The organism is Arthrobacter sp. MDB1-55, from assembly GCF_059092925.1.
Genome location: NZ_JBNHID010000001.1, coordinates 1,013,914 through 1,039,180 on the forward strand (window position 1 = coordinate 1,013,914; position 25,267 = coordinate 1,039,180).

Here is a 25,267-nt window from a genome sequence, read left to right on the forward strand (position 1 = left end):
CACATGGCTCGCCAGACAAAAGCGCAGCGTGAATGGCGTCCGGGGATGCCGAAGAAGCGGCGTTCCATCAAGGTGATGTTCGCATCGACCGTGCTCCTGCTGGAAGCCTTCGTGGTGCTGTTCGCTACCCTGGTGGTCTTTGGTTTGCGCTCCGACACCATCCCGGTAGGGGTCATACTCGGCGTCGGTCTTGCGCTCAGCGCCGTGCTCATCGTTGCCTGTGCGTTCCTGACGAAGCCGTACGGAATGTTGCTCGGCTGGGTGCTGCAGGTGCTGATTCTCGCGACGGGGATTGTCGAGCCGATGATGTTCCTCGTCGGCATACTCTTCGCCCTGACCTGGCTGTACGGCATCCGGACGGGTGCCCGGCTGGACCGCGAGAACGCGGAGCGTGACCGGCAGCAGGCTGAATGGGAGCAGGCAAACCCATCCGGCGGTGAGGGCACGCAATCCCTTTAGTAGAGTCAACGGTGGACATGGCCGGGTGCCCGGCCGAACCTGACTCGATTGAAGGAAGAAAAAATGAGTGCTGAGCAGACCCTGATCCTGATCAAGCCCGACGGCGTTGCCCGCGGTTTGACGGGAACAATCCTGTCCAGGGTTGAGGCGAAGGGTTACAAGCTCGTCGACCTCAAGCTGGTGAACGCTACCCGGGAAATCCTTGAAGCCCACTACGCTGAGCACGTGGGCAAGCCCTTTTATGAGCCGCTCGTCGAGTTCATGTTGAGCGGACCGGTCGCTGCCGCTGTCTTCGAAGGAGAACGCGTGATCGAGGGATTCCGCTCGCTCGCCGGAACAACGGAGCCGACGACGGCTGCTCCCGGGACGATCCGAGGAGACTTCGGGCGGGACTGGGGTCTCAAGGTCCAGCAGAACCTCGTGCACGGCTCTGATTCGCCGGAATCGGCGGAGAAGGAAATCTCCATCTGGTTCAGCTGATCGGCGGATCCTAGCGGGGGAGACCCATGGAGTCCCGTGCTGATTGGTAGCGTGGGGGCCATGATGGAATACCGCAGACTTGGCACGTCAGGATTGAGCGTTTCGGTGGTCGGCCTGGGTTGCAATAACCTGGGCCGGCCCGGAACTGCTTCCGAATCACAGCGCGGCGCAGCAGCCGTCGTGAGCGCGGCTCTCGACGTGGGCATCACGCTGTTCGACGTTGCAGACTCCTACGGACGGTCGCCGGGGATCAGCGAGGAACTGCTCGGGCGGTCGCTCAGCCGGAACCGCGACGATGTCATCGTTGCAACCAAGTTCGGGCTCGATCTCAAAGGAGTCAACGGTCCGGACTGGGGTGCACGGGGTTCACGACGCTACATCCTGAAAGCTGTCGAAGCGTCACTCAAGCGGCTGAATACGGACTGGATCGACCTCTACCAATACCATGCTCCGGACCCGGCGACGCCGATTGACGAGACCCTCGCTGCTCTGGACCAGCTCGTGCAGAGCGGCAAGGTCCGGTACATCGGGCACTCCAACTTCGCCGGATGGCAGGTTGCGGAGGCTGAGTATGTAGCCCGTCAGCTGGGCACTACGCGCTTCATTTCGGCCCAGAACCACTACAACTTGCTGGAGCGGTCCGTCGAGCGTGAGGTCATTCCAGCTGCCCGATCCTATGGTCTCGGGCTGCTTCCCTATTTTCCGCTGGCCAACGGGCTCCTCACCGGGAAGTACGGTGCCGGGAAGGCACCGGAAGGCAGCCGTCTGACGCACACCCGGACCAATCTGTTGGACCAGGCCGACTGGGATCAGTTGGCGGACTTCAGTGCCTACGCCCGCGCTCGCTCATTGACTGAACTGGATGTTGCGTTTTCCTGGCTCGCGAGCCGGCCGACGGTGGCAAGTGTCATCGCCGGAGCAACAAGGCCCGAGCAGGTACGTCAGAATGCCGAAGCGGTCCGCTGGGTACCGTCCGACGCTGACTGCACGGAACTCGAACACATCTTCCCGGCGCGGCGGTAACCGGCCGGGAAGATGGGACCATGGCGGCGTTCAGTGGAAGGTGCGTCCATTCACCCGCTCGGATGCTCCCACCCTGTCGAGGTAGGGCGTGATGCCGCCGAGGTGCATGGGCCAGCCGGCACCGAGAATCATGCACAGATCGATATCTTCCGGCCCTGAAACGACCCCTTCCGCCAGCATGCGCCCGATCTCATCCGCGAGCGCGTCCTGCGTGCGGCGCAGGACCTCCTCGCTCGATGAGGGCGAGGAACCGAAGGTGAGCAGCGCGAGAGTGGACTCGGGCACTACATCGTTGCCGGCGTCGTCCTGTTCCCAGAGTCCCTTCTTTCCGGCGTCTATGAGAATCTGCTGATTCTTGGAGAGGTAGAAGCGTTCCCCGAAGGCATCATGCAGGGATTCCTGCACATGCTGACCCACCGGCAGCCCCACCAGCGCAAGCAGCTTGAACGGCGTCATCGGCAGACCGAGAGGCCGCAGCGCCTGATCGGCTGTTGCTGCGTCTGTACCCTCGTCGAAGGCTGCCGTGATTTCGCCGAACATGCGTCCCAGAACCCGGTTTACGACGAACGCAGGAGCATCCTTCACAAGGACCGCGTTCTTCTTGAGCTCTTTCGCTGCGGCGAACGCCGTAGCCAGAACCTCGTCGGAAGTGCGCGGCGCCTTGACGATCTCAAGGAGCGGCATGGCAGCTACCGGGTTGAAGAAGTGGAAACCCACCACGCGCTCGGGGTGCTGGAGGTCCTCGGCCATGGCTGCGACGGAAAGTGACGAGGTGTTGGTCGCCAGGATGCACTCCGCGGAGACCACCTCTTCAACCTCCGCGAAGACAGACTTCTTGACGCTGAGCTCTTCGAAGACGGCCTCAATCACAAAGTCGGCGTCCGCGAAGGCGTCCTTCGAGACGGAACCGGTGACGAGCGACTTGACACGGTTCGCCTTATCCGCGGACAGCCGCTTTTTGGCCAGCATCCTGTCCACTTCGGCGTGCACCGATCCAACGCCCTTGTCCACGCGTTGCTGATCGATATCGGTGAGAACAACGGGAACGCTCAACTGCCGTGCAAAGAGCAGGGCAAGCTGGCTCGCCATCAGGCCGGCGCCGACTACCCCTACCTTTGTCACGGGGCGGGCAAGTGAACGATCCGGCGCGCCGGCCGGACGTTTGGCCCGTTTTTGTACCAGTTCGAGGAAGGCATACACGGTGTCGTGGAATTGCGGCGTGAGCATCAACTCGGTCAGCGCTTCACACTCCGCTGCGGCAGACTCCGCCTGGGATCGGGTCCTGGCCGCTTCGAACAGGTCCAGCACCTTTCCCGGCGCAGGAGCAGCGTTGGACGTTTTCGCCTCAACGAAAGCGCGGCCAGCTGCGACTGCGGCCGCCCACTCACCGTCGTCGTACCGCGACAGCGCAGCGCGGCGGTCAGCGATGCCGGACGAGTCCCGCAGAACCTCCGCAGCCCAGCGAATGGACTGCTCCAGGAAATCGGCGGGTTCAAACAGGGCATCGGCGATTCCCGCCCCGTGGGCGGTCCGTCCATCAAGCGTGCGGTTGTTGCTCAGCGGGTTTTCGATCATGATCTTCACAGCGGTGCGGGGACCGGTCAGGCGGGGGAGTCTGTAGACGCCGCCCCAACCAGGAACCAGCCCGATGAACGCCTCTGGAAGGCCGATTCCGTTGGCTCCTGCTGATACCGTGCGGAAGTCGGCAGCGAGAGCAATTTCGAGCCCTCCGCCCAAGGCGACGCCGTTGATGAAGGCGAAACTCGGGACCCCCAGTGAGCCCAGCAGGTTGTACGCCGAATGTCCCAGTTCCGCCATCAGCGTTCCGTGATGGGCGCTTTTCAGTGACTTGACCGTCGACAGGTCTGCCCCGGCCGCAAGGAAGTAGGGTTTCCCGGTCACGCCGACGGCGGCGATCTCACCACCCGCCGCGCGTACTTTCAGGTTCTCGAGTGTGCGCCCGAACTCGATGAGCGTGCTGGGTCCCAGAGTGGTCGGCCGGCTGTGATCCAGCCCGTTGTCGAGGGTGATCAGGGCCATGATGCCGGACCCGCCGGGCAACTGCACATCCTCGACAAGCGAGTGGGTGATGACCTCGTCAGGCACCAGGGCGGCCAGTTCCTCGAACCGATCGAAACTCATGCTGCGTCCTCCGTCGTAGTCCCTGAATAGTCTGCGTGATGCGGGTTTTCCCAAATGACCGTTCCACCCATGCCGAGTCCTACGCACATGGTGGTGATGCCGTACCGGACCTGGGGGTCTTCCTCGAACTGCCGCGCCAGTTGCGTCATGAGGCGTACCCCGGAGCTCGCCAGCGGATGTCCGAAGGCAATCGCGCCGCCGTAGCGGTTGACCCGCGGATCGTCGTCGTCAATGCCGAAGTGATCAAGGAATGACAGGACCTGCACGGCGAACGCTTCATTGATTTCGAACAGGCCGATGTCATCGATGGTCAGCCCGGCCTGCCTCAGGGCCTTCTCGGTGGACGGTACGGGTCCAATTCCCATGACCTCCGGTTCGACGCCGGCAAAAGCATAGGCGACCAGGCGCATCTTCACCGGAAGGTTCAGCTCTGCCGCCGCATCAGCGGAGGCGAGCAGTGCAGCGGTGGCGCCGTCGTTGAGCCCCGCAGCATTGCCTGCGGTGACTCTGCCGTGCGGGCGGAATGGCGTCCGGAGTGATGCCAGGTCCTCGAGCGTGGTGCCTGGGCGCGGCGGCTCGTCCTGCTGGTTCACAGTCCAGCCCGATCCGGGCTTCCTTCCCGCAACCGGGACAAGGTCCGGCTGGATTTGGTTGCGCTCATACGCGTCCGCAACCTTCGCCTGGCTGGCCACGGCGTATGAGTCGGCGCGCTCCTTCGTGATGGCAGGGAAGCGGTCGTGGAGGTTCTCCGCCGTATTCCCCATGTTCAAGGCCGCTGGGTCCACAATGCGCTCGGCGAGGAACCGGGGGTTGGGATCGGCATCCGAACCCATTGGGTGGTTGCCCATATGCTCGACGCCGCCAGCGACCACAATGTCATATGCGCCGAACGCGATCCCGGATGCGGTGGTGGTGACAGCGGTCATCGCCCCGGCGCACATGCGGTCGATGGCGAACCCGGGCACGGTGCGGGGGAGCCCGGCCAGGAGAGCGGCGGTCCGCCCGATGGTGAGTCCCTGATCACCCGTCTGGGTTGTGGCAGCGACGGCGACGTCGTCGATCCGCTCGGGCGGCAGGGAGGGGTTGCGTCGCAGAAGCTCTCGAATGCATTTGACCACGAGATCATCAGCCCGGGTGCCCGCGTGTATCCCCTTTTCTCCAGCCTTCCCGAATGGGGTTCTGACGCCGTCGACGAAAACAACGTCCCTGATCTGTTGCCGCGTTGCTGTGGCTGGTTTGGGCACAATCGCTCCTCGTTGAGTTGGTGGATCAGGCCCCTATGTTACTCGCGGGTAACATCACGCTGCAACAAGTCCGGTGCACTAGGTTGAAGGCCGCGCCTGCTTCGGCTGCAGAGGGTCCGGATCCAGGAAAGCAACCGTGATGACCGCTGCGACATGCTCGATCTGCCACGGACGAGCTCCGAGGTCGGCGAGCGCCGCGGAAATGGTGTCAAGATCGGTCGGCGTGGGTGGGCGCCACGCCAACCGTCGCAGGTAGTCGGGCGTAAGAAGGTTCTCCACCGGCATGTTGAGTTTGTCGGCCACGGCCGCGACTCGTGGTTTGGCGGTTTGGAGGCGAGCGGCAGCGGCAGGGTCTTTTTCCGGCCATACCCGCGGAGGAGGCGGCGCATTGGTCGGAAGCTGCAGTTCGGGGAGGTCCCGCGAAGCGCGGGCAAGGGCGATGCACCGCAGCCAACGCGGCGCCTCACGTTGCGCCGCCCGTCCGTGGAAGCCATTGACGGCCAGCAACTGCGGGACAGTCTGCGGCATTGCTTTCGCTGCAGCCACAATCGCTGCGTCGGGAATCAGGCGGCCCGGAGCGACGTCCCGCTTCTGCGCCAGAGATTCGCGTTCCTGCCAGAGTTCCCGGACAGCCGCCAGCTGCCGACGGTCGCGCACCTGATGGACGCCGGACGTTCGGCGCCAAGGATCTGTTTTCGGCGGTGCCGGCGGCGAGGAGCGAATGTACTCGAACTCTTCCTCGGCGATGCGGAGCTTGCCGTCCTGCTCGAGTACTTCCACCAGGCGGTCGCGCAGCTCGACGAGCACCTCGACGTCCAGGGCTGCGTAACGAAGCCAGGGCTCCGGCAGCGGGCGCTGCGACCAATCCGCTGCGGAATGCTCCTTGGCCAGCGTGAAGCCGAGCAGGCGTTCGATGACCGCAGCCAGTCCTACGCGCGGGAAGCCGGCGAGCCGGGCTGCCAGCTCCGTGTCGAACAATTTGTCCGGCCACATGCCTAGTTCCGAGAGGCAAGGGAGGTCCTGGGAGGCGGCGTGCAGGATCCACTCCACCCCTGAGAGGGCGTCATTGATGCTGCGCAGATCGCCGAAGGGTTCCGGGTCGATGAGCCAGGTCCCGGCGCCTTCCCTGCGGATCTGGACGAGGAAGGCACGCTGCCCATACCGGAATCCGGAGGCGCGTTCCGCATCCACTCCGGCCGGTCCTGTTCCGGCGGCAAGCGCCCTCGCCGCCCGCTCAAGCCCTGCCGGCGTGTCAATAACGAAAGGAACGCCGTCCTTGGGCTCGTCCAGCAGTGGCAGCACGGCGACTGAGCCTGGGGTGGTATTGCCGGAGTCGGGGGTTCGGCTGTCAGGCTCGGAGTGCACGGTCATGATGATGCAAGTCTAACCGGGCGGCACCGGCGCTCCGGCGGATTGCACCGCCCGTGCGGCGGGAGTCGTTGTCGGTGGCCCGCCCCGGGGATCAGTTGCGGCGCCTGTTAGGGAGCGCCGCCACGCCGTCCGGGAGGGGAGGAAGTCCCGCGAAGGTGCACACCATGTCAGCCCAGGCTTCCAGATGCTTCTGGACACTGCCGGAGTCAGGAGTCCAGGACGCGCGCAATTCGATGTCGATCGTGTCGACCCGGTCGGCAAGGGAGCCGTAGCTTTCGGACAGTATGCGGGTTGCGGTGCCCCCCGCCGACCTGTATCCGGCGTCGTGATTCTGGAGTGCTTCAACCAGCCAGGTCCACGCCACGGATCCGAGGAGCGCGTCGTTTCCCATGTCGGGCTCGAGCTGGGCACGGATATAGGTGACTATCCGGAAAGTACCGTCCCAGACTTCGGATCCCTCGGGGTCGTACAACAGGATGAAGCGTCCGGTTGCAAGCTCTTCGGCGCGATCATCGTGTTGGAGGGCTGCCCTGGCGGGTCCATGGACAGGAAGCGGGCCTGGCTGGGCATCCTGAAGTACCTCGGCTCCGAGGGCGACTGCGAAAGGTGCAAGTCGGGAGGGAGCCGGTATTTCGTCGAGGCGCAGCTCGTTACGGCATTTCGCCCGCCGCAGACCGGCCAGTGCATTCAGGAATTCAGGAGGAACCTGCGAGAGGTCACCAATAGCGCTCACCCTCGCAGGTTAAACCCCAGGCAGCGTTGGCCTCATCAGCCACGCCGCAGGAAAGGAATTCGTTCCTGCACGCCGGTTGGAAAAGTCTAGCGGCCGGGCCGTCAGGACCGGCGGACCTCGCGGCGGATCGCCTCCGCGAACGCATCGACGTCCGCTTCGGTGGTGTCGAAAGTGCACATCCACCGGACCTCGCCGGTTGCCTGATCCCAGTCGTAGAAGCGGAACTGTTCGCGGACCCTGTCGGCAGCCTCAGGCGGCAGGATGGCGAAGACGGCGTTCGCCGTCGTCGGCTGCGTGAGTTGCACGCCGTCAATAGTGGAGACGGCGGCTGTGAGTCGAGCCGCCATGGCATTGGCGTGCGTGGCCGAGCGAAGCCAGAGGCCGTTCTCGAGCAGGGCAACCAGCTGCGCCGAGACAAAGCGCATCTTGGATGCGAGTTGCATGTTCATCTTGCGGAGGTACTCAAGACCCGTTGCTGCTGCAGGATTGAGTACAACCACGCATTCGCCGAACATGATCCCGTTCTTGGTCCCGCCGAAAGAGAGGATGTCGACGCCGGCATCACGCGTGAAGCTGCGCAGCGGCATGTCCAGGGCAGCGGCGGCGTTGGCGATGCGCGCTCCGTCCATGTGCAGGTGCATCCCGCGGGCATGCACGTGGTCGGCAATGGCGCGTACCTCCTCGGGCGTGTACAGCGTCCCGAGTTCGGTAGTCTGCGTGATCGACACCGCGAGCGGTTGCGCCCGGTGCTCATCCCCCCAACCCCAGGCTTCCAGGTCGATCAGTTCCGGCGTCAGCTTTCCATCGGGGGTCGGCACCGCCAGGAGCTTCATCCCGCCGATGCGCTCCGGAGCCCCGTTTTCATCCACATTGATGTGTGCCGTCTTGGCGCAGATGACTGCACCCCAGCGGGGGAGGAGGGACTGCAGGCTCAGGACATTGGCGCCCGTTCCGTTGAACACAGGATAGGCGACGGTTCCCTCACCGAACTGCTGCTGCATCAGCTCCTGCAGGCGCTGGGTATAGACGTCCTCCCCATAGGCGACCTGGTGGCCCCCGTTGGCGGCGGCAAGCGCGGCGAGCACCTCGGGGTGCACGCCGGAGTAGTTGTCCGACGCGAAGCCGCGCACGTTGGGGTCATGGAGACGGGCGGTAGCAGAGATGGTGTCAGTCACGGATCCAGTATCTCGTATCGGGGCGAACGGTTTGGGGCACATCAGCCGGCCAGGCTGAGGCGCTGACCGTTGATAGTCCCCGCCTCACGTGCGAAGAGGCCGGTCATGGTCGCAGCGAGGTCCGAGACATGTGTATAGCCGGGGAAGCGGCGGTCGGGGCGTTCGGCCCGCATCTTCTCGTCCAGAAGTGCTTTCACGACCAGTATGGAAGCGGCCGCCCGGGTACCGGTGGTTGTTCCGACACCGGTGAACTCCTGTGCCACTGCACGCACCCATGTCTCGGCGGCGGCCTTGACCGCCGCGTACGACGCGCTGTCCGCACCCGGTGCGTCGACTGCCGTGGCCGACACGATTGCGAGCCTCCCACGGGCCGATGCGGCCAGATCGGCGACGAACACCCGAGATGTGTTCCGCAGAGTGGTGAGAACGGAACGGTGAAGGAACTCGTAGTCCTCGTCCGATTGCCCGGCAATCCCTTTCCCTCCCCGCCATCCACCCACCAGGTGCATCAGGCCGTCCACCCTGGTGCCGTCGGCGTGGAGGTCACCGGCGAGCGACTGGACTGCATAAAAGTCCGTGAGGTCGCAGGTGCGCATATCGAGGGACGGAATGTGTCCGAGCGAGCGCTGCAGGCGCCCGGTATCGGATCCCACTGCGATGACATGGGCGCCGGCTGAGGTGAATGCCTCGGCCGTCGCTATGCCTGCCTGACTGGTGGCTCCGGCAACAAGGATGTGGAGGCCGGAGAGATCGGGTGATTCTGTCACGCAGTGGCTCCTGTGATTCCCGCGGTGGATTCGATGACGTCCTTCATCTTCCTATCCAGGGCCTCGAAGAACATCGACAGAGGGAATTCGTCATCAAGGACGGCGTCCGTGAGCCCGCGTGGAGGACCGTCCAGGGGCAGCGCGTCAGCACCCTTCGCCCAGACCGATGCCGGATGCGGGGTGACAGTTTCGGATACCAGTTCGTACGCCGCAAGCCAGTGGGCGATCTTTGGCCGGTCGATCGACCGCCAGTACAGCTGCTGGATCTTCTCGCCCAGTGCAATGACGACGCCGGGAACTTCCTCCCAGTCGATGGTCAGTTTCGTATCGGTCCAGTGCAGGACATGGTTCTGGTGCAGCCAGGCGAACAGCAACTGGCCACCGAGGCCGTCGTAGTTCCGTACCCGGCTGCCTGTGATCGAGAAACGGAAGATGCGGTCGAAGATGACGGCGTACTGCACTAGGCGGGCGTGGCGGCGGGCCTCATCGGAGGCATCGTCGTCGGCTGCTATCTTGACCGACTCTGCGAAAGCCGTGAGATCACACCGCAGCTCTTCGAGCGAGTACAGGAAGTACGGCATGCGCTGCTTGATCATGAACGGGTCAAAGGGAAGATCCCCGCGCATGTGGGTGCGGTCATGAATGAGGTCCCACATCACGAAGGTTTCCTCAGCCAACTGCTGATTCTCGATGAGCTCCCGGGCCTCGTCGGGCAGCTCAAGCTGAGTGATGTCGGAGGCGGCCGTCACCACCCGGCGGAAACGTGCCGCCTCCCGATCAGCGAAGATGGCTCCCCATGTGAACTTGGGTGTCTGCCGTACCGCAACGGTCTCGGGAAAGAGCACTGCCGAGTTGGTGTCGTAGCCGGGGGTGAAGTCAAGGAAGCGGATGGGAACAAAGAGCTTGTTCGAGTAATCTCCGGTCTCGAGTTCCGCAATGAAGTCCGGCCAGAGGACCTCGATCAACACCGCTTCGACGAAACGGTTGGAGCTCCCATTCTGGGTGTACATCGGAAAGACGACAAGGTGCCGCCGTCCATGGACGCGGTCGAGCTGGGGCTGGAACTCGATCAGCGAATCAAGGAAATCAGGCACCTGAAGGCCGCCGGCCTTCCACCCCTCAAGGTCGCGGATCAGAGCTTCGTGGTAGGTCGCGTCGTGAGGGAAGAGCGGACCGAGCTCATTGAGGGACTCGATGATGGTGTCAACGTGCCCGCAGGCAACAGCAACCTCTGCCCGGTCAGCTATTGAACCGTCCTTCGCCTGCAGGCTCTGCAGACGAATTGCCGCGCTCTTGAGCGCTTCCCAGGCAGGAAGCTGCTCGGGATGGGCGTCGTGCAAGCGGACTTCGGCGTCGAGGGTCTGGGTCACTTTTCCTCCTTGAAGGGGTGGCTGTTCTGTTGTTCCCGAGCGTAACAACAGAACAGCTGAACTGATCCTCAAACGGAGCACTGATAAGAAACTCTTATTCTGGCGTACCCGCGATGCAGCTGGAGATGCAGGAGACCTTGAGGATGCTTCCCGTCACGGCGGGGCCGGACTCTAGGACTGACTTCAGCCCTGGGGGATGAGCCTCATCGATACGGAGTTGATGCAGTAGCGCTGGTCGGTCGGCGTGCCGTAGCCCTCGCCCTCGAAAACATGGCCCAGGTGGGAATCACAGCGGGCACAGCGGACCTCAACGCGCTCCATTCCGAGGGTTCGGTCCTTGATGTACCGAACCTTGTCCTCGGCCAGCGGTGCCCAGAATGAAGGCCAACCACAGTGGGAATCGAACTTTTCGTTGCTCGTGAAGAGTTCGTGGCCGCATGCCCGGCACTGGTAGACGCCCTTGACATGGGTGTCGTGGTACTCGCCGGTGAAGGGCCGCTCGGTTCCGGCCTGCCGCAGCACGTAGTACTCCTCAGGCGTCAGTTCCCGGCGCCATTCCTCGTCAGTCTTCTCGATGGGGGTGTTGTCGGTGGAGGATGCTGATTCTGATGTGCTCATAGTTGCCTCAACGCCTAGGAGTCCCCGATAAATCCCGACCCGGCATACAGATGAAGGACAGGAACGCCAAGCTGGTCCTGCGCGCGGTTTGCCCAGTCCCGATGGAGTGTGTCCGCCACAGCATGCGGGCGCGTGATGACGACGGCCTGACGGGCTCCGCTCTGCCTGACCGTGCTGACCATTTCTTCGACGGCGTTGCCCCGTGCAGTCAGCCCGTCCGCCTTCAGCCCGGCGTTTCGAAGCGCAAGGAGCGATCTCTGCAGGGCCTGGTCGGCCGTCACGCGAACCTCGTCGTCGGAGGGCCGGTGGGACAGTCCGTGGAAGGCCTCGCTGATCTCGAAGAGGCTCAAATGGTGGAGAAACTCCCCGAGCACGTTCGTGTGACGGTCTTCCGGTATCAGCACGGTATAGACGGCGTCACCGCCGTCAACCAGGGCGGAGAGATGAGAGGCATCCGCCTCGGTGAGCGGCACTTCAGCGAGCACGACGATCGTTTCCTCCATGTCCCAACCCTAGACCCCGGCTCGTCCCGCAGCTATAGAGGACAGGCGACACTCCACGTGACGAACCGTTTCCGCCGGTGCTGTTTCCGTGGGCAAGAATAGGACCATGCCATTCACCACTCCTCCGGCTGCCGTGGACCGTCAGGCATGGCTTCGCTGGGCCGTCCTTGGAATCGGAACCGGTGCCGCTGTCAGTTCCGTTGTCGCTGGAGCCACGTCTGCGCTGGCGGCGCACTTCGCCAAGGAGGTAGTAACTCCCCGCAGGCGGGATGAGAACCTCGAGATCCTGGCCGTGGTGCAGACCGGCGACGGTCTGGAAGTGATCCTGCCGGCCAACGAAGACACCACGATAGAGGGCACGTACAGTCTCTACTTCGACGGCGGGCGTGGCCACGCCAGGATCGGAGCAATCCGGTCGTTCGTGCCGCGGGAGGGCACCGTGCAGCGCGAGGTTGAAACCGTCTACGCGGGTGATATCCGTTCAGCGGTCCGCGGTTGGTGGAGCGGGGCTGTTTATCCTTCGCCTTCAGCTCTGGGCTTCGCAGACGAGAGCGTCGATGTGCCGGTCGCCGGCGGTAATGCTCCCGCCTGGCTGGTGCGTGCAGAAACCCCTTCCGACACCTGGGCCATCATGGTGCATGGCAGGGGAGTACAGCGCTCGGAGGGGTTGCGCGCGGTGCGCACCGCGCGGGAACTCGGCATGACCAGCCTGCTGGTGTCGTACCGGAACGACGGCGAAGCCCCCTTCGCTGCCGACGGCAGGTACGGGTTGGGCATCACCGAGTGGCAGGATGTCGAATCAGCGCTTGAGTACGCATTCGAAAACGGCGCTCAGGACGTTGTGCTGTTCGGCTGGTCCATGGGCGGTGCCATTTGCCTCCAGGCAGCTGACATGTCCCGGTATCGCACGCGGATCCGCGCGCTGGTTCTGGATGGACCGGTGATTGACTGGATGAACGTTCTCACGCACCAGGCTGAACTGAACCGCATTCCCGCTCCGGCGGGCAGACTAGGGCAATGGCTGATCTCGAACAGCTTCGGGCGCGTCGTCACCGGCCTGTCAACGCCACTGGACCTGAAGAGCATGGACTGGGTCTCGCGGGCGGACCAGGTGACGGTGCCCACACTGATCCTTCACAGCGAGGATGATGAGTTCGTGCCGGTGGGACCGTCTGCCGAACTGGCTGAACGCAATCCGACCTTCGTCACCTTCGAGCGGTTTTATCGGGCCAGGCATACCAAGGAATGGAACGTCGACCCTGACCGCTGGCACGCCGTCACAGCCGACTGGCTGCGGCGTCAGGTTTTCGGACGGACGGAGCCGAAGCGGACGCTAAGCCGCCCCTGATTCCCGGATCTTGCGCTTGATACGCCCCAGCATGGCGGCCATGCCTCGCATGCGCAGCGGCGTGATGGCCCGTGTCAGCCCCAGGCGCTCCGGCACGTCGTCGGGCACGGCGAGGATCTGCGCCGCCGGCAGCCCGTCCAGGCCTTCCTGGAGAACGCCGGCGAATCCGCGCGTTGTCGGTGCTTCCGGCGGGGCGGAGAAGAACAGAGAGACGGACCTTTCGCTGTCGTCGGCGATGTCCAGTGTGAGAAAGAGCGGGCTCTGGCACTCCACAACCTGCTCAAGGAGCTCCGGGTGATCCAGAAGATGCGCCGGCAGCGGAGGAAGACCGCGGGAAAACTCAAGGAGCAGTTGGAGCCGGTCCGGTTCGGACAGAGCCTGGAAATCGTCCACGATCTCGGCGAGCTGTTGGGGTAAAGCTGTGGTTTCCACTGTCATCCTCACGATTGCCCCGGGCAAGTGCCCGGGGCGCCTTCATTCCGTTAACTATCTCCGCCCGGCGGCTACTGGCGCTACACCTGGTTCAGTGCCCTTAACGATCGGCACGCGAACGACGTTGCCCCACTCAGTCCAGGATCCGTCGTAGTTGCGGACATTCTCGAACCCGAGGAGGTGCTGGAGCACAAACCAGGTATGGCTGGAACGCTCTCCAATGCGGCAGTAGGCAACAACGTCGTCGCCTTCCTTCAAACCTGCTTCGCCGCGGTAGATCGCATCCAGCTCATCCCGCGTGCGGAAGGTTCCGTCCTCTGCTGCTGCCCGGGCCCAGGGGACGGACACCGCTGAAGGTATGTGTCCGCCGCGAAGTGCGCCCTCCTCGGGGTATGCGGGCATGTGCGTTCGCGCCCCGGTGTACTCGTCGGCGGAGCGGACGTCGATCAGCGGGTTCCCGAAGTGATCAAGGACATCGGTCAGATAGGCACGGATGGGAGCATCATTGCGCTCGACCACCGGGTAGTCGGTGGGCTGTGGCTGCGGCACCTCAGTGGTGACGGGACGGCCCTCGGCGATCCACTTGTCCCGCCCGCCGTCGAGCAGCCGCACGTCCTCGTGTCCGAACAGGGTGAAGACCCACAGTGCGTAAGCGGCCCACCAGTTGGACTTGTCGCCGTAAATAACAACAGTGCTGTCACGGGAGATGCCCTTGGCCGACATGAGACGTGCGAAACCTTCACCGTCAACGTAGTCGCGGGTCACCTCGTCATTCAGGTCGGTGTGCCAGTCGATCTTGACGGCACCCGCGATATGCCCGGTCTCGTAGAGCAGGACATCTTCGTCGGACTCAACGACCACGAGTCCGGGAGTGCCGAGGTTGTCCGCGAGCCACTGGGTTGAAACAAGCCGCTCGGGGTGCGCGTACTCTGCAAACTTGTCATGGGGGTCTGTTGCAACACTCATCCGTGGGAAGCCTTCCTGCATTGACGATTGCTCTTTCCCACCTAGCGTAACCACGGGCTCAGCTGATTCCTTCCGCCGTAGTCACAGGACGCCATAATGACGGCACCGTGAACACCGGAGATACCCGTGGCTGCCCGGCTACTGACGTATCCTTTCCTAGCACGGCTTCTGACGGCCTGCTTCCTCGATCGCCGACGAAAGACGCATTCATCTGTGGCCACCATTGAGCATCTGACCCAACGATCGCCGCAGGTTTCGGTGGACGAACTTTTGGACGGTTTTTTCCCCTCACAGCGTTTCGGGACCGTGTCCTTCGACTCGTACCGGCCTGACCCCCAGCAGCCGTCCCAGTCCGCGGCCGTGAAGGAGCTTCGGCACTTCGCCTCGACAGTTAATGCACCCAAGCCGAGTGGGCTGCGCAAGTTCTTCGGTGGACAACGTGAGCAGAGCCGGGCCGGTATTTATATGGACGGCGGATTCGGTGTCGGCAAGACGCACCTGCTCGCTTCGCTGTGGCACGCCGCCTCCGGCAAGAAGGCCTTCGGCACCTTCGTCGAATACACCAACCTTGTGGGCGCTTTGTCCTTCAGGCGCACGGTCGATGCATTGAGTACCTACCAGCTCGTCTGCATCGACGAGTTCGAATTGGATGATCCGGGCGATACGGTGTTGATGTCACGGCTCATGCGTGAACTTGCTGACGCGGGCGTCAAGCTCGCCGCGACATCCAATACGCTTCCGGGATCTCTCGGCGAGGGCAGATTCGCTGCGGTCGATTTTCAGCGGGAAATTCAGGTTTTGGCGGATCAGTTCGAGGTCATTCGTATCGACGGCGAGGACTACCGCCACCGCGGCCTTCCTGAAGCTCCGGCCCCGCTGTCGGAGCAACAGGTTCGCCGCCAGGCACGCCACTTCCCGGACGACGTCACCGTGGCCGAAGACCACTTCACCGACCTGATCAAGCACCTCGCCGGCGTCCACCCCAGCCGCTACCGCCAGCTTATTGACGGCATCGACGCCGTTGCCTGGCACGAGGTGCAGACCATCACCGAGCAGGCCGTGGCGCTGCGGTTCGTCGTGCTTGCGGATCGCCTCTATGACCGTGATGTTCCTATCCTCGCCAGCGGGGCACCCCTGAGTGATCTCTTCACACAGGAGATGATGACGGGTGGACACATGAAGAAGTACTACCGTGCCGTTTCCCGCCTGACCGCCTTGGCACGTCAGGGCGCCGAAACCCAGGGCTGACTCGGCCTTTCCGTGCTGCAGATGCGCCAGGAGGGCCTGCGGGCAAGTCAGAGAACCTGAGGGTATGACAAAGGCGCCGACGCTGCCTCGCGGCAGGGTCGGCGCCTCCTTGTCGTGCTAAAGGCTGTTGTCGGGCCGAAGTGTCGGGGAGTCGGATGCCGTCCTGACTCTCAACGATGTCGACCGTCGAGGAGGCCCTGGGCTAAACGGGAGAGATCTTTCCCGAGTTCCGGCCCATTTCGGCTGCCTTGTCCTTCAACTCTCCAGCCCTGCCTTTGAGCCCGTCTGATACAGACACAGGCACCTCCCTTCTTTCATGTGGAACCCGTTGTTCCACCGCATCCACCATCATAAGGAGGCTTTTTACGAAGGGAAAGAGTTCGGGCTTTCGCCCTCAGCATGATTCATCTTGCCGCCCGCATGGCAGTGTGACACCCTGAGCGGGCCGAACTGGCACCCGGACGAGGTGCGCCGTACCCGGTGAGCGAAAAGACGGCGTTGAAGGAGCGGTTGACCATGGCGTGGGTTGTACTGGTGGTTTCGGGAGTGCTTGAGGCAGTGTGGGCTACAGCTCTCGGGAAGTCTGAGGGGTTCAGCAGGCTCGGTCCCACGGTCGTCTTTGTGATCGGACTGGTTCTGAGCATGGCGGGTCTGGCTTGGGCGATGCGTACTCTGCCGACGGGAACGTCGTATGCCGTGTGGGTGGGTATCGGCGCAGCCTTGACTGTCACCTACGCAATGCTTTTCGACGGCGAAGCTGCGTCGCTGCTGAAGGTTCTGTTGGTGCTCGGAATCGTCGGATGCGTGATCGGACTGAAGGTTCTCCACTAGCGCCTTCGGGAAAACAAGGCGGCTCCATCCATGAGGATGGAGCCGCCTTGTTTTAGATGGTCAGAGCGGACGACGGGATTCGAACCCGCGACATCCACCTTGGCAAGGTGGTGCTCTAGCCAGCTGAGCTACGTCCGCGAAAAGGCGCCTCTCAAGGAGGCGCCTTGCGTGGGCGATACTGGGATCGAACCAGTGACCTCTTCCGTGTCAGGGAAGCGCGCTACCGCTGCGCCAATCGCCCAGGTCTTGCAGTTCACCGTATGGAGGTGGGGACGGGATTCGAACCCGCGTATACGGCTTTGCAGGCCGCTGCCTCGCCTCTCGGCCACCCCACCGTGCCCCACTAAAGCGGGATCCCTGGCCGAAGCCAGCGAATACAGTGACTTGCGAGCGGACGACGGGATTCGAACCCGCGACATCCACCTTGGCAAGGTGGTGCTCTAGCCAGCTGAGCTACGTCCGCAGAGAAAATGGCCGAGGATTTAGGGTTTCCCTATTCCCTTCGGCGTCTTTCCAACGAGTAAAAACAATATCGGAGGAACAGGGGTTCGTCCAATTGAGGGTCGTGCGGAGCGCCTCCGGCAGATATCGCACCGATGCTATATAAGGCGCCGTCGGGCACCTAAGGTCTGTCGGGCGGAAGAAGTGTCAGACGGGGGTGACACACTGGATATATGACCGAGCCGCTCCTCGCGCACGCCACAGAACGCGGGCGCATGTATTCCAGATCCGTTTCGGAGCCACCCCTGGTCCCCTCGATCACCACCGTCATCTCGCAGTCCCAAAGCGCCTCGCTGGGGGGATGGTTCGGGTATATGGCAGCGAGTGCTCTTGCCCAGGACCCCCGCCTGCCGTCGTCGCTCGGCAATCCAAGCGAGATGCGTGCCGTGATCCAGGACGCTTCGAAGGCTGCTGAGCGTTACCGCGACGACGCAGCACAGCGAGGTACAAGGGTTCACTTCTATTGCGAACAGGTTGCCCTACGCGATCTGGGCCGAGAACATCGCGCTGACGAGGCCCGCGCAGAGCTGGCGCAGCACGGCGAGGAAGGATTCGCGGACCGTTTCGACGAGTGGTGGGATCTGTACCAGGTAAGGCCCATAGCGCCTGAGATCACCGTCTGGAACTCGGAACTTGGTTACGCGGGAACGCTCGATCTCGTGGCAACGATCGCGGGGCGCCTGTGCATCATCGACTTCAAAACCCGCGCTACAGACCGCGACGGCATGGTGAAGCCGCTCGATGAAAAGGTGGTCATGCAACTCGTCGCCGGCATGAAAGCACAGGAATCTCTCGTGGATCCCCGAAGCGGCTCCTGGGAAGCATGGAAGTACGGGAATGACCCAATCCTGCTCGGGGTCGCTATCGGGCAGACCGAGGTGCGGGCGCACCGGGCCAATCCGCAAGTACTCAAAGAGCACTGGTTCAAGTTCTGCGCCCTCCGGCGCGCCTGGGAAGCTGGGGGGAATGCAGCTGACGCAGGTCAACCGCTGCTGGCTGTGCCGCCGCCCCCGCGCCTCGAAGCCGGCACGTCCACCGGCTCAGGGGCCGCACGACCCGCGGGAACCGTTACAACCTCACAGGCGCCTGGAGTTGCTGCCCAACAGGGTTACGTGTCTCCGGCGGATGCACCGGTCACAGCGATAAGCAGCTGACGCGAGCAGCCTGACCTAGACTTGACCAAGCATTTTGGGAGTTTCGTCGGATGTTGAATTGCGCCGACCGGACCTCCCGTACACATTCAACGACCGACAGGTGAGGACACACGACCGGATGGCGGTTCTGAGTATCAGGATGATCGGGGACCCCGTGCTACGGACACCCGCAGTAGAGGTAACCGAGTATGGTCACGAGTTGGCCCGGTTGGTTCAGAACATGCTCGAGACCATGCACAGCGTTCGGGGTGCGGGCCTGGCGGCGCCGCAGGTAGGGGTCGGTCTGCGCGTCTTCACCTACGCGGTTGACGGGGCGGAAGGTCACGTTGTCAATCCTGAGCTTCTCAGCGCCGAAGGCGTGCAGAATGACGATCAGGAAGGCTGCCTCTCCGTTCCCGGGATCGGATTCGCGTTACCCCGCGCTGAGCTTGTCCAGCTTCGGGGGTTCGATGTCACGGGCCAGCCGATGCAGCTAGAGGCGGAGGGAATGCTGGCCCGCTGCTTTCAGCACGAGAGCGATCACCTCGATGGGCGCCTCTACATCGACCGGCTTCAGGGGGACGATCGCCGGGCCGCCATGCGTGCCATCCGGCACTCCCAGTACAACGCGGTCACCACGGACACCCTCACCAAGCGATCCTCAAGTGTGGGTTCGGTGTTCGGCATCGGTGGGCCTTCGAGCGGCCGGCGGAGGACCGGCGCATGAGAGTACTATTCGCCGGCACGCCGAAGGTTGCAGTGCCCTCCCTTGCCGAACTCCGCCGCGCGGGACACGAGGTGGCTGCTGTCCTTACCCGCGAAGACGCTCCGGTTGGTCGGAAGAAGGTCCTGACGCCGAGCCCGGTCGCCGAGGCAGCAAGCAAACTCGGCCTGGAGGTCATCAAGGCGAACCGCATCGACGGGCCCGTTATCTCGCGGCTCGCGGCGCTGGACCTGGAGGCCGCGGCCATTGTTGCCTACGGGGGACTCGTTCCCGCTGCCGCGTTGCGGGTTCCAAGACACGGTTGGATCAATCTGCACTTCTCACTGCTTCCCGCCTGGCGGGGTGCGGCCCCCGTCCAGCACGCGCTGATCAACGGTGATGACATCACCGGCGCCTCAACGTTCCTTCTCGAAGAGGGCCTGGATACCGGACCCGTCTTCGGCACATTGACGGAGACCGTCCGCCCTGAGGACACCAGCGGAACCTTGCTCGACCGGCTGTCGGAAAGCGGCGCTGTGCTCCTGGCACAGACCCTGTCGGCCCTTGAGCAGGGACGCGCCCATGCTGTCCCACAGCAGGGCGAGGTGTCGCTGGCTCCTAAGCTCGCAAGCCCTGATGGGCGGATTCGGTGGACCGACCCCGCGCTTGCCATCAAGCGTCGGATCAGCGGCGTCACGCCGGAGCCAGGGGCATGGACGGTGCTGGGCGGGCAGCGGTTCAAGCTCGGCCCGGTTCGGCTCCGCCCCGACGTTTCAGACATTCCGCCCGGCGTCGTTCTCGATAGGGATGGAGCGGTGCTGACAGGGACCGGATCACACGCCGTCGAACTGACGCTGGTTCAACCAGCGGGACGCACCATGCTCGCGGCCCCCGAGTGGTTCCGCGGTGCACGTCGAGAGGATCTGGAATTCGAATGACACCTGAACATCATCCCGGCGGTCAGAGTCGGCGCAATGAGCGGGGACGGGAGCGCAATAGGTCGGGCGCCCGCAAGTTCTCGGCCACAGCGCCCTCCGAACGCACCAGGCGGGCCGATCCTGCGCGGCTGGCAGCCTTTGAGGTTCTTCGAGCTGTTGCAGTTGATGATGCCTACGCCAACCTGGTACTGCCCAGCAGTATCCGCAAGCACCGCCTTGGCCGCCAGGATGCCGGGTTCGCCACAGAACTGGCCTATGGTGCGCTGCGAGGCCAGGGCACCTACGACGCAATCCTTGCGTTGTGCGTCGACCGCCCGCTCGAGCAGCTTGACCCGGCCGTTCTCGACGCCCTGCGCCTGGGAGTCCACCAGCTGATGGCCATGCGGGTGCCTCCGCACGCCGCCCTTGACCAGACAGTGGGCCTGGTGCGGGCAGTGATTGGTGCGGGGCCTTCCTCCCTGACCAATGCGGTGCTTCGAAAGGTGTCACGCAAATCCTTCAGCGAGTGGATCGAGGTCCTCACCGAGGGTGTTGAGGATCCCGTTCGGGCCAGCTCCCTGCAGCACAGCCACCCCGAGTGGATAGTCCGCACCATGAGGCAGAGCCTTGTAGGGCACGGGCGCCCCGTTGCCGAAATCGATGACTTGCTGCAGGCAGACAACGCTGCTCCGATCGTCAACCTTGTCGCGTTGCCCGGTATTGGATCGCTCGACGAAGCTCTTGCGGCAGGCGCCCGTCCCGGAGAGCTCGTGGATGACTCCGCACTGTTCGCCGCCGGTGATGTAGGGCGGCTCGAGTCCGTGCGCTCCGGCGAGGTGAGGGTGCAGGACGCCGGCTCCCAGATCGTCGCGCGCGCGCTGGCCGCCGTCGAGCTCGACGCCCCATCAACGGTTAATGAGGAATGGCTGGACCTCTGCGCCGGACCCGGAGGAAAGTCGGCCCTGCTCGCTGCCATAGCTGCCCAACGCGGCCACAGCCTCGTCGCAAATGAGCCTGCAGAGCATCGCGCCGCGCTGGTCCGTCAGGCACTTGCGGCTGTTGACCCGGCTGTATGGACCGTTCGCGTGGGTGACGGCCGCACTATCGGGGAGGCTTACCCGAACGGGTTCGACCGCATCCTCGTTGACGCGCCGTGCACGGGACTGGGTGCGTTGCGCCGCAGGCCCGAAGCCCGCTGGCGCCGCAAGCCCTCGGATCTTGCGGAACTGGGACCGCTGCAGCGCGCTCTGCTTGCTGAAGCCCTTGACACGGTCCGCCCGGGCGGCGTCGTGGCGTACGTCACCTGTTCACCGCACCCCGCCGAGACCACCGCCGTCGTTCAGGACGCACTGCGCGGCAGGAAAGGTTTCGATCTTCTCGACGCTGGGGAAGTTCTTGACAGTGTGAGCAGGAGCAGTTCGCTTGGCGCGGGACACGAAAAAACCGCGCAGCTGTGGCCGCACATACACGGCACGGACGCGATGTTTCTCGCCCTGATCCAGCGAAACGCAGACTGACATCCCACGGACGCCGTCCCTACTGAAAGGCCGAGTATGAGCACCTGCTGTATCCACCCGAGCATCCTGTCCGCGGATTTCGTGAATCTACAGTCGGAACTCGAACGCATCGCCACGGCCGACGCAGTTCACGTGGACGTGATGGACAACAGCTTCGTTCCGAATCTGACCCTTGGACTTCCGGTGGTGAAGCGGATTCAGGCAGTCGCTCCAGTGCCCCTGGACATACACCTCATGATTAACGACGCCGACCGATGGGCGCCCGAATACGCCGCCGTGGGTGCCGCCTCCGTGACCTTCCATGCAGAAGCGGCTCAGGCGCCCATCCGCCTGGCGCGGGAATTGCGTTCGGTTGGAGCACGGGCAGGCATGGCACTTCGACCGGCGACCGCCGTCGAGCCCTACCTCGACATGCTTGGCGAACTGGACATGCTCCTGATCATGACCGTGGAGCCCGGGTTCGGGGGGCAGTCCTTCCTGGACGTGACCCTTCCGAAGATTCGGCGCGCCGCCGAGGCCGTTCGTGGAGCGGATCTTCCCGTCGCGATTCAGGTGGACGGCGGTATCACGGAAGAGACCATCGTCCGTGCAGCCGAAGCTGGAGCGACGGTTTTCGTCGCCGGTTCTTCGGTCTACGGCGCTGATGACCCAGCCGCCGCCATAGCAGCCCTGAGGCGGGCGGCGTCCTGATTCGGGTAGGCGAGGGCGCTGTCTGCCACGGCATCAGTCGGGAATGTTCGTCAGGGTAATTCGCACGGCTTGCGTGTCCGCCGCAGCCCGGCGAAGCACGTCCTGCCGCGGATCGGGAACCGGCAACAGCGGGAGGCGGGGGAGCGGGCGGTAGCGCACCAAGGCGCCGTCGGCGAGGCATTCCGAGAAGAGCTTGGCATCTCCGCCAGGCTGCAGACAGTCCGGCGGATTGTCTGCGAAGAGTGCCGCCGCACGCTGGGCCGTCGTGCTGACCAGAAAGTCCGCCTGGTTCTCCCTGCGACGCGCGAACCGTTGCTGTGACCACCCGCCGGCGGCAGCTCTGGACTGGACGTAGCGTGTGCCGTTCTTGGAGGAGATGAGGGCGCCGTCGCGGGCGACGCCGACGCCGTAACCACCACGCCGTATCAGGATCAGGCCCACCGTCCGCGGCGCCAGGGCGCGGTGAACCACTTCGCTCACGGCCGTCTCGGTCTCGCAGGGGACCATATCACCCACAGTGAGCCCGCCAGTATCGGTCGTCAGGGGTGCAGCAACCAAGGCCGTACATCCGTTTTCCGCTTCGAGGACGAATGTTCCGGGCAGAGCTGGGCTACGGGTGGTGTGGAATGGCCCGTTTCGCTCACCGAAGCGGCGGACCCATCCCGTCAGCCGCTCGGGCGGGACCAGAACCGAGCGGTTGTCCTGCACTCTGCCTCCCTGATTGCTGGCCGAAGCTGTCAGTGGATCACAGTAGCCTTGGCTGTGTGAATGACCTATTCAGCCTTGATGCGGACGGCTTTGACGAGTCCGTCAGTGCCGGTCGAAGTGAGCGGAACCGTCTCCGAAGCCCCCTGCCGGTGCGCATGCGGCCGCGAACGGTGGATGAGATCGTGGGTCAGCAGCATCTCCTGGGCGCCGGGTCGCCCTTGCGCACGCTGGCCGGTGGTGAGCCGGCGGCACGGACGGGGGCTCCGACGTCGGTCATTCTCTGGGGTCCGCCAGGGACCGGGAAGACAACACTGGCGCATGTTATTGCAAGGGGCCCGGGCCGCAAATTCGTTGAGCTTTCCGCTATCACTGCGGGTGTCAAGGATGTGCGCAGGGTGATGGATGAGGCGCTGTCCAATCGTGATCTGCACCGCATCACAACGGTGCTCTTCCTCGATGAGATCCATCGGTTCAACAAGGCACAGCAGGACGCTCTCCTGCCGGGAGTGGAGAACGGGTGGGTGGTGCTGATTGCGGCCACCACGGAGAATCCCTCGTTCTCGGTGGTATCCCCTCTGCTTTCTCGCTCATTACTGCAGACGCTCAGGCCCCTGACCGAGAATGACATCAGATCCCTGCTCCAGCGGGCGGTGGATGACCCGCGGGGACTCGGCGGGGAAGTAGCAATTGACGATGATGCCCTGGACCACCTCGTCCGGCTCGCTGCCGGCGATGCCCGCCGTGGGTTGACGGCACTCGAGGCCGCTGCCGGAGTAGCGCAGTCCGAGGAGCAGTCCAAAGAGCCGGAGGAAGATCCTCCGCTTGATGGGGACGGACGAGGAGTCGTGCGCATCACCCTGGAGCACGCCGAAAAAGCCGTCGACGTCGCCGCCCTGCGCTACGACCGCGCGGGCGATCAGCATTACGACGTGGTGAGCGCGTTCATCAAGTCGCTGCGCGGGTCCGATGTGGACGCCGCACTACACTATCTGGCGCGCATGCTCGAATCAGGTGAAGACCCTCGTTTCGTCGCGCGCAGGCTGATGATCTCTGCTGCCGAGGACGTTGGCATGGCTGATCCCACCGCCCTGCAAACTGCTGTGGCAGCTGCACAGGCGGTGCAGCTGATCGGTATGCCGGAAGGTCGGATCATCCTCGCCGAGGCAGTGGTCCACATCGCCACCTCACCCAAGTCGAACGCCGCCTACAACGGAATCAACCGCGCCATCGCGGACGTGCGCGCAGGCAAGGGGCAGGGCATCCCCGCGCATCTTCGTGACGCGCACTACCCCGGGGCCCGTCAGCTGGGTCACGGCAAGGGGTACGTCTATTCGCACGATGAACCCCACGGCATCGCCGCCCAGCAGTACGCGCCCGATGACCTCGTGGGAACGGATTACTACATACCCACCGACCGGGGCGCCGAGCGGGCTGTGGCCGGACGGCTTGAGAAACTGCGCGCCATTATTCGGAACGGCTGAGCACTGCTAGGATTGTTCGTTGACTGGCAAGTCGCGGCTCACCCATGCCCGCCCTTCAATTGCCCGGATCGGCTCCGCCGATCCTTCGGCGGCAGCGGCGGACAAGGTGCAGACCCGCGAACTGTAGTACCGGAAAGCGGCCCCTTCCGGCTCTCCGAACGTGGAGGCCAGCGACACAAGAAAGAGATCCGGCGGCACATTGCCGCCAGAATCTGCTTTGCCGCAAAACAGTGAAAGGTAAACGTGGCTAACAACACACGTGCCCGCCGCAAGGTCCGCATTTCGCGGGCCCTCGGCATTGCTCTGACCCCCAAGGCTGAAAAGTACCTGGAGCGTCGTCCGTACGCACCCGGTCAGCACGGCCGTTCGCGTCGCAAGCAGGACAGTGACTACGCAGTGCGCCTGCGCGAGAAGCAGCGCCTGCGCGCACAGTACGGCATCCGTGAAGCACAGATGACCCGTGTCTTCGAAGAAGCCCGCCGTACCGCCGGTCTGACCGGTGAAAACCTGATCGAACTGCTCGAGATGCGTCTCGACGCTCTCGTGCTGCGCGCTGGTTTCGCACGCACCATCGCCCAGGCGCGTCAGCTCGTGGTTCACCGCCACATCATGGTTGACGGTGCACGCGTGGACCGCCCGTCCTTCCGCGTCAGCGAAGGCCAGCTCATCCACGTGCACAGCCGCAGCGAGACCATGGTTCCGCTGCAGGTTGCCGCCGCAGGTGCCCACCGCGATGTTCTTCCCGCCGTTCCCGGCTACCTCGACGTTCAGCTCGAGAAGCTCCAGGCACGTCTGGTTCGCCGCCCCAAGCGCTCCGAGGTCCCCGTGACCTGTGAAGAGCAGCTCGTGGTCGAATACTACGCACGCTGATTCAGCGCCGTTTACGGCGTTTCGGCAGTACAACTGA

General features: G+C 63.8%; 25 protein-coding genes, 4 tRNA genes and 1 riboswitch. Of the genes, 13 read left to right on the forward strand and 16 right to left on the reverse strand.

Annotation, left to right across the window (positions count from 1 at the left end):
* Positions 1-3: 3 nt before the first annotated feature.
* The 3 genes from AC5RU3_RS04855 to AC5RU3_RS04865 all read left to right on the forward strand — a co-directional run bounded on the left by AC5RU3_RS04855 (position 4) and on the right by AC5RU3_RS04865 (position 1,962).
* Positions 4-459, forward strand: a complete 456-nt coding sequence (locus AC5RU3_RS04855; protein WP_458115125.1) for a DUF4233 domain-containing protein — start codon at positions 4-6, stop codon at positions 457-459.
* Positions 460-522: 63 nt separating this feature from the next.
* Positions 523-939 (forward strand): nucleoside-diphosphate kinase, encoded by a 417-nt coding sequence (ndk, locus tag AC5RU3_RS04860; RefSeq protein WP_309069967.1) that lies wholly within the window; start codon positions 523-525, stop codon positions 937-939.
* Positions 940-999: 60 nt separating this feature from the next.
* On the forward strand, positions 1,000-1,962 hold the full coding sequence (locus AC5RU3_RS04865) for an aldo/keto reductase (RefSeq protein ID WP_493965145.1): 963 nt from the start codon (positions 1,000-1,002) through the stop codon (positions 1,960-1,962).
* Positions 1,963-1,992: 30 nt separating this feature from the next.
* Here AC5RU3_RS04865 and AC5RU3_RS04870 read toward each other — a convergent pair whose 3' ends face one another.
* The 9 genes from AC5RU3_RS04870 to AC5RU3_RS04910 form a co-directional block, all read right to left on the reverse strand.
* Positions 1,993-4,104 (reverse strand): 3-hydroxyacyl-CoA dehydrogenase NAD-binding domain-containing protein, encoded by a 2,112-nt coding sequence (locus tag AC5RU3_RS04870; RefSeq protein WP_493964971.1) that lies wholly within the window; start codon positions 4,102-4,104, stop codon positions 1,993-1,995.
* Positions 4,101-5,348 (reverse strand): thiolase family protein, encoded by a 1,248-nt coding sequence (locus AC5RU3_RS04875; protein ID WP_493964972.1) that lies wholly within the window; start codon positions 5,346-5,348, stop codon positions 4,101-4,103. Before AC5RU3_RS04875 ends, AC5RU3_RS04870 begins: the two co-directional genes overlap by 4 nt.
* Before the next feature lie 78 nt (positions 5,349-5,426).
* Complete coding sequence (locus tag AC5RU3_RS04880) at positions 5,427-6,719, reverse strand: ribonuclease D (protein ID WP_309069970.1); 1,293 nt, start codon at positions 6,717-6,719, stop codon at positions 5,427-5,429.
* A 91-nt stretch (positions 6,720-6,810) separates the two neighbouring features.
* Positions 6,811-7,443, reverse strand: a complete 633-nt coding sequence (locus AC5RU3_RS04885; protein WP_309070037.1) for a DUF3000 domain-containing protein — start codon at positions 7,441-7,443, stop codon at positions 6,811-6,813.
* A 110-nt stretch (positions 7,444-7,553) separates the two neighbouring features.
* The gene (locus AC5RU3_RS04890) at positions 7,554-8,669 is read right to left on the reverse strand and encodes a threonine aldolase family protein (protein WP_458115122.1); all 1,116 of its coding nucleotides are present in this window, start codon (positions 8,667-8,669) and stop codon (positions 7,554-7,556) included.
* Entirely contained in the window at positions 8,669-9,394 is a 726-nt protein-coding gene (locus AC5RU3_RS04895; protein WP_493964973.1) for an SDR family NAD(P)-dependent oxidoreductase, read from the reverse strand. The genes AC5RU3_RS04890 and AC5RU3_RS04895 overlap by 1 nt, the downstream gene beginning before the upstream one ends.
* The gene (locus tag AC5RU3_RS04900) at positions 9,391-10,764 is read right to left on the reverse strand and encodes a DUF6421 family protein (protein ID WP_375164389.1); all 1,374 of its coding nucleotides are present in this window, start codon (positions 10,762-10,764) and stop codon (positions 9,391-9,393) included. The genes AC5RU3_RS04895 and AC5RU3_RS04900 overlap by 4 nt, the downstream gene beginning before the upstream one ends.
* A gap of 183 nt (positions 10,765-10,947) precedes the next feature.
* A complete protein-coding gene (gene msrB / locus AC5RU3_RS04905) occupies positions 10,948-11,382 on the reverse strand; it encodes a peptide-methionine (R)-S-oxide reductase MsrB (RefSeq protein ID WP_493964974.1) in 435 nt (144 codons plus the stop codon).
* 14 nt (positions 11,383-11,396) lie between these two features.
* Complete coding sequence (locus AC5RU3_RS04910; protein WP_309069974.1) at positions 11,397-11,885, reverse strand: hypothetical protein; 489 nt, start codon at positions 11,883-11,885, stop codon at positions 11,397-11,399.
* A 106-nt stretch (positions 11,886-11,991) separates the two neighbouring features.
* Between AC5RU3_RS04910 and AC5RU3_RS04915 the strand changes: the two genes are divergently transcribed.
* On the forward strand, positions 11,992-13,233 hold the full coding sequence (locus tag AC5RU3_RS04915; RefSeq protein WP_309069975.1) for an alpha/beta hydrolase family protein: 1,242 nt from the start codon (positions 11,992-11,994) through the stop codon (positions 13,231-13,233).
* On the opposite strand, the gene AC5RU3_RS04920 is transcribed toward AC5RU3_RS04915, so the two are convergent.
* Both AC5RU3_RS04920 and AC5RU3_RS04925 read right to left on the reverse strand, forming a co-directional pair.
* On the reverse strand, positions 13,219-13,671 hold the full coding sequence (locus tag AC5RU3_RS04920; RefSeq protein WP_375164390.1) for a SufE family protein: 453 nt from the start codon (positions 13,669-13,671) through the stop codon (positions 13,219-13,221). The genes AC5RU3_RS04915 and AC5RU3_RS04920 overlap by 15 nt on opposite strands.
* A gap of 48 nt (positions 13,672-13,719) precedes the next feature.
* Positions 13,720-14,631 carry a sulfurtransferase gene (locus AC5RU3_RS04925; protein WP_309069977.1) on the reverse strand — a complete coding sequence of 304 codons (912 nt, stop codon included), beginning with the start codon at positions 14,629-14,631 and terminating at the stop codon, positions 13,720-13,722.
* Between the two features lie 213 nt (positions 14,632-14,844).
* On the opposite strand from AC5RU3_RS04925, the gene zapE reads away from it, so the two are divergent.
* Positions 14,845-15,879, forward strand: coding sequence for a cell division protein ZapE (gene zapE, locus AC5RU3_RS04930; RefSeq protein ID WP_309069978.1), 1,035 nt, complete (start codon positions 14,845-14,847; stop codon positions 15,877-15,879).
* A 439-nt stretch (positions 15,880-16,318) separates the two neighbouring features.
* Positions 16,319-16,381, forward strand: a riboswitch (guanidine-III (ykkC-III) riboswitch).
* A 14-nt stretch (positions 16,382-16,395) separates the two neighbouring features.
* Positions 16,396-16,710 (forward strand): DMT family transporter, encoded by a 315-nt coding sequence (locus AC5RU3_RS04935; RefSeq protein ID WP_309070039.1) that lies wholly within the window; start codon positions 16,396-16,398, stop codon positions 16,708-16,710.
* 64 nt (positions 16,711-16,774) lie between these two features.
* On the opposite strand, the gene AC5RU3_RS04940 is transcribed toward AC5RU3_RS04935, so the two are convergent.
* The 4 genes from AC5RU3_RS04940 to AC5RU3_RS04955 all read right to left on the reverse strand — a co-directional run bounded on the left by AC5RU3_RS04940 (position 16,775) and on the right by AC5RU3_RS04955 (position 17,173).
* Positions 16,775-16,848 (reverse strand) — tRNA-Gly (locus tag AC5RU3_RS04940).
* 31 nt (positions 16,849-16,879) lie between these two features.
* Positions 16,880-16,951 (reverse strand) — tRNA-Val (locus AC5RU3_RS04945).
* A 20-nt stretch (positions 16,952-16,971) separates the two neighbouring features.
* Positions 16,972-17,045 (reverse strand) — tRNA-Cys (locus tag AC5RU3_RS04950).
* 54 nt (positions 17,046-17,099) lie between these two features.
* A tRNA-Gly gene (locus AC5RU3_RS04955) sits at positions 17,100-17,173 on the reverse strand.
* Positions 17,174-17,384: 211 nt separating this feature from the next.
* Between AC5RU3_RS04955 and AC5RU3_RS04960 the strand changes: the two genes are divergently transcribed.
* From AC5RU3_RS04960 to rpe, 5 genes are all read left to right on the forward strand, one after another.
* The gene (locus AC5RU3_RS04960; protein WP_493964975.1) at positions 17,385-18,365 is read left to right on the forward strand and encodes a cytochrome; all 981 of its coding nucleotides are present in this window, start codon (positions 17,385-17,387) and stop codon (positions 18,363-18,365) included.
* Between the two features lie 118 nt (positions 18,366-18,483).
* Positions 18,484-19,071, forward strand: coding sequence for a peptide deformylase (gene def / locus AC5RU3_RS04965; RefSeq protein ID WP_309069980.1), 588 nt, complete (start codon positions 18,484-18,486; stop codon positions 19,069-19,071).
* Positions 19,068-19,985 (forward strand): methionyl-tRNA formyltransferase, encoded by a 918-nt coding sequence (gene fmt / locus AC5RU3_RS04970; protein WP_458115117.1) that lies wholly within the window; start codon positions 19,068-19,070, stop codon positions 19,983-19,985. Before def ends, fmt begins: the two co-directional genes overlap by 4 nt.
* Entirely contained in the window at positions 19,982-21,481 is a 1,500-nt protein-coding gene (locus AC5RU3_RS04975) for an RsmB/NOP family class I SAM-dependent RNA methyltransferase (protein WP_493964976.1), read from the forward strand. The genes fmt and AC5RU3_RS04975 overlap by 4 nt, the downstream gene beginning before the upstream one ends.
* A gap of 36 nt (positions 21,482-21,517) precedes the next feature.
* Complete coding sequence (rpe, locus tag AC5RU3_RS04980) at positions 21,518-22,171, forward strand: ribulose-phosphate 3-epimerase (RefSeq protein ID WP_309069983.1); 654 nt, start codon at positions 21,518-21,520, stop codon at positions 22,169-22,171.
* A 33-nt stretch (positions 22,172-22,204) separates the two neighbouring features.
* Here the strand turns inward: rpe and AC5RU3_RS04985 are convergent, their stop codons facing one another.
* Positions 22,205-22,879 (reverse strand): acVLRF1 family peptidyl-tRNA hydrolase, encoded by a 675-nt coding sequence (locus tag AC5RU3_RS04985; RefSeq protein ID WP_493964977.1) that lies wholly within the window; start codon positions 22,877-22,879, stop codon positions 22,205-22,207.
* 56 nt (positions 22,880-22,935) lie between these two features.
* On the opposite strand from AC5RU3_RS04985, the gene AC5RU3_RS04990 reads away from it, so the two are divergent.
* Positions 22,936-24,360 carry a replication-associated recombination protein A gene (locus tag AC5RU3_RS04990; protein WP_458115115.1) on the forward strand — a complete coding sequence of 475 codons (1,425 nt, stop codon included), beginning with the start codon at positions 22,936-22,938 and terminating at the stop codon, positions 24,358-24,360.
* Between the two features lie 243 nt (positions 24,361-24,603).
* Positions 24,604-25,230, forward strand: coding sequence for a 30S ribosomal protein S4 (gene rpsD, locus AC5RU3_RS04995; protein WP_309069986.1), 627 nt, complete (start codon positions 24,604-24,606; stop codon positions 25,228-25,230).
* Positions 25,231-25,267: the final 37 nt, after the last annotated feature.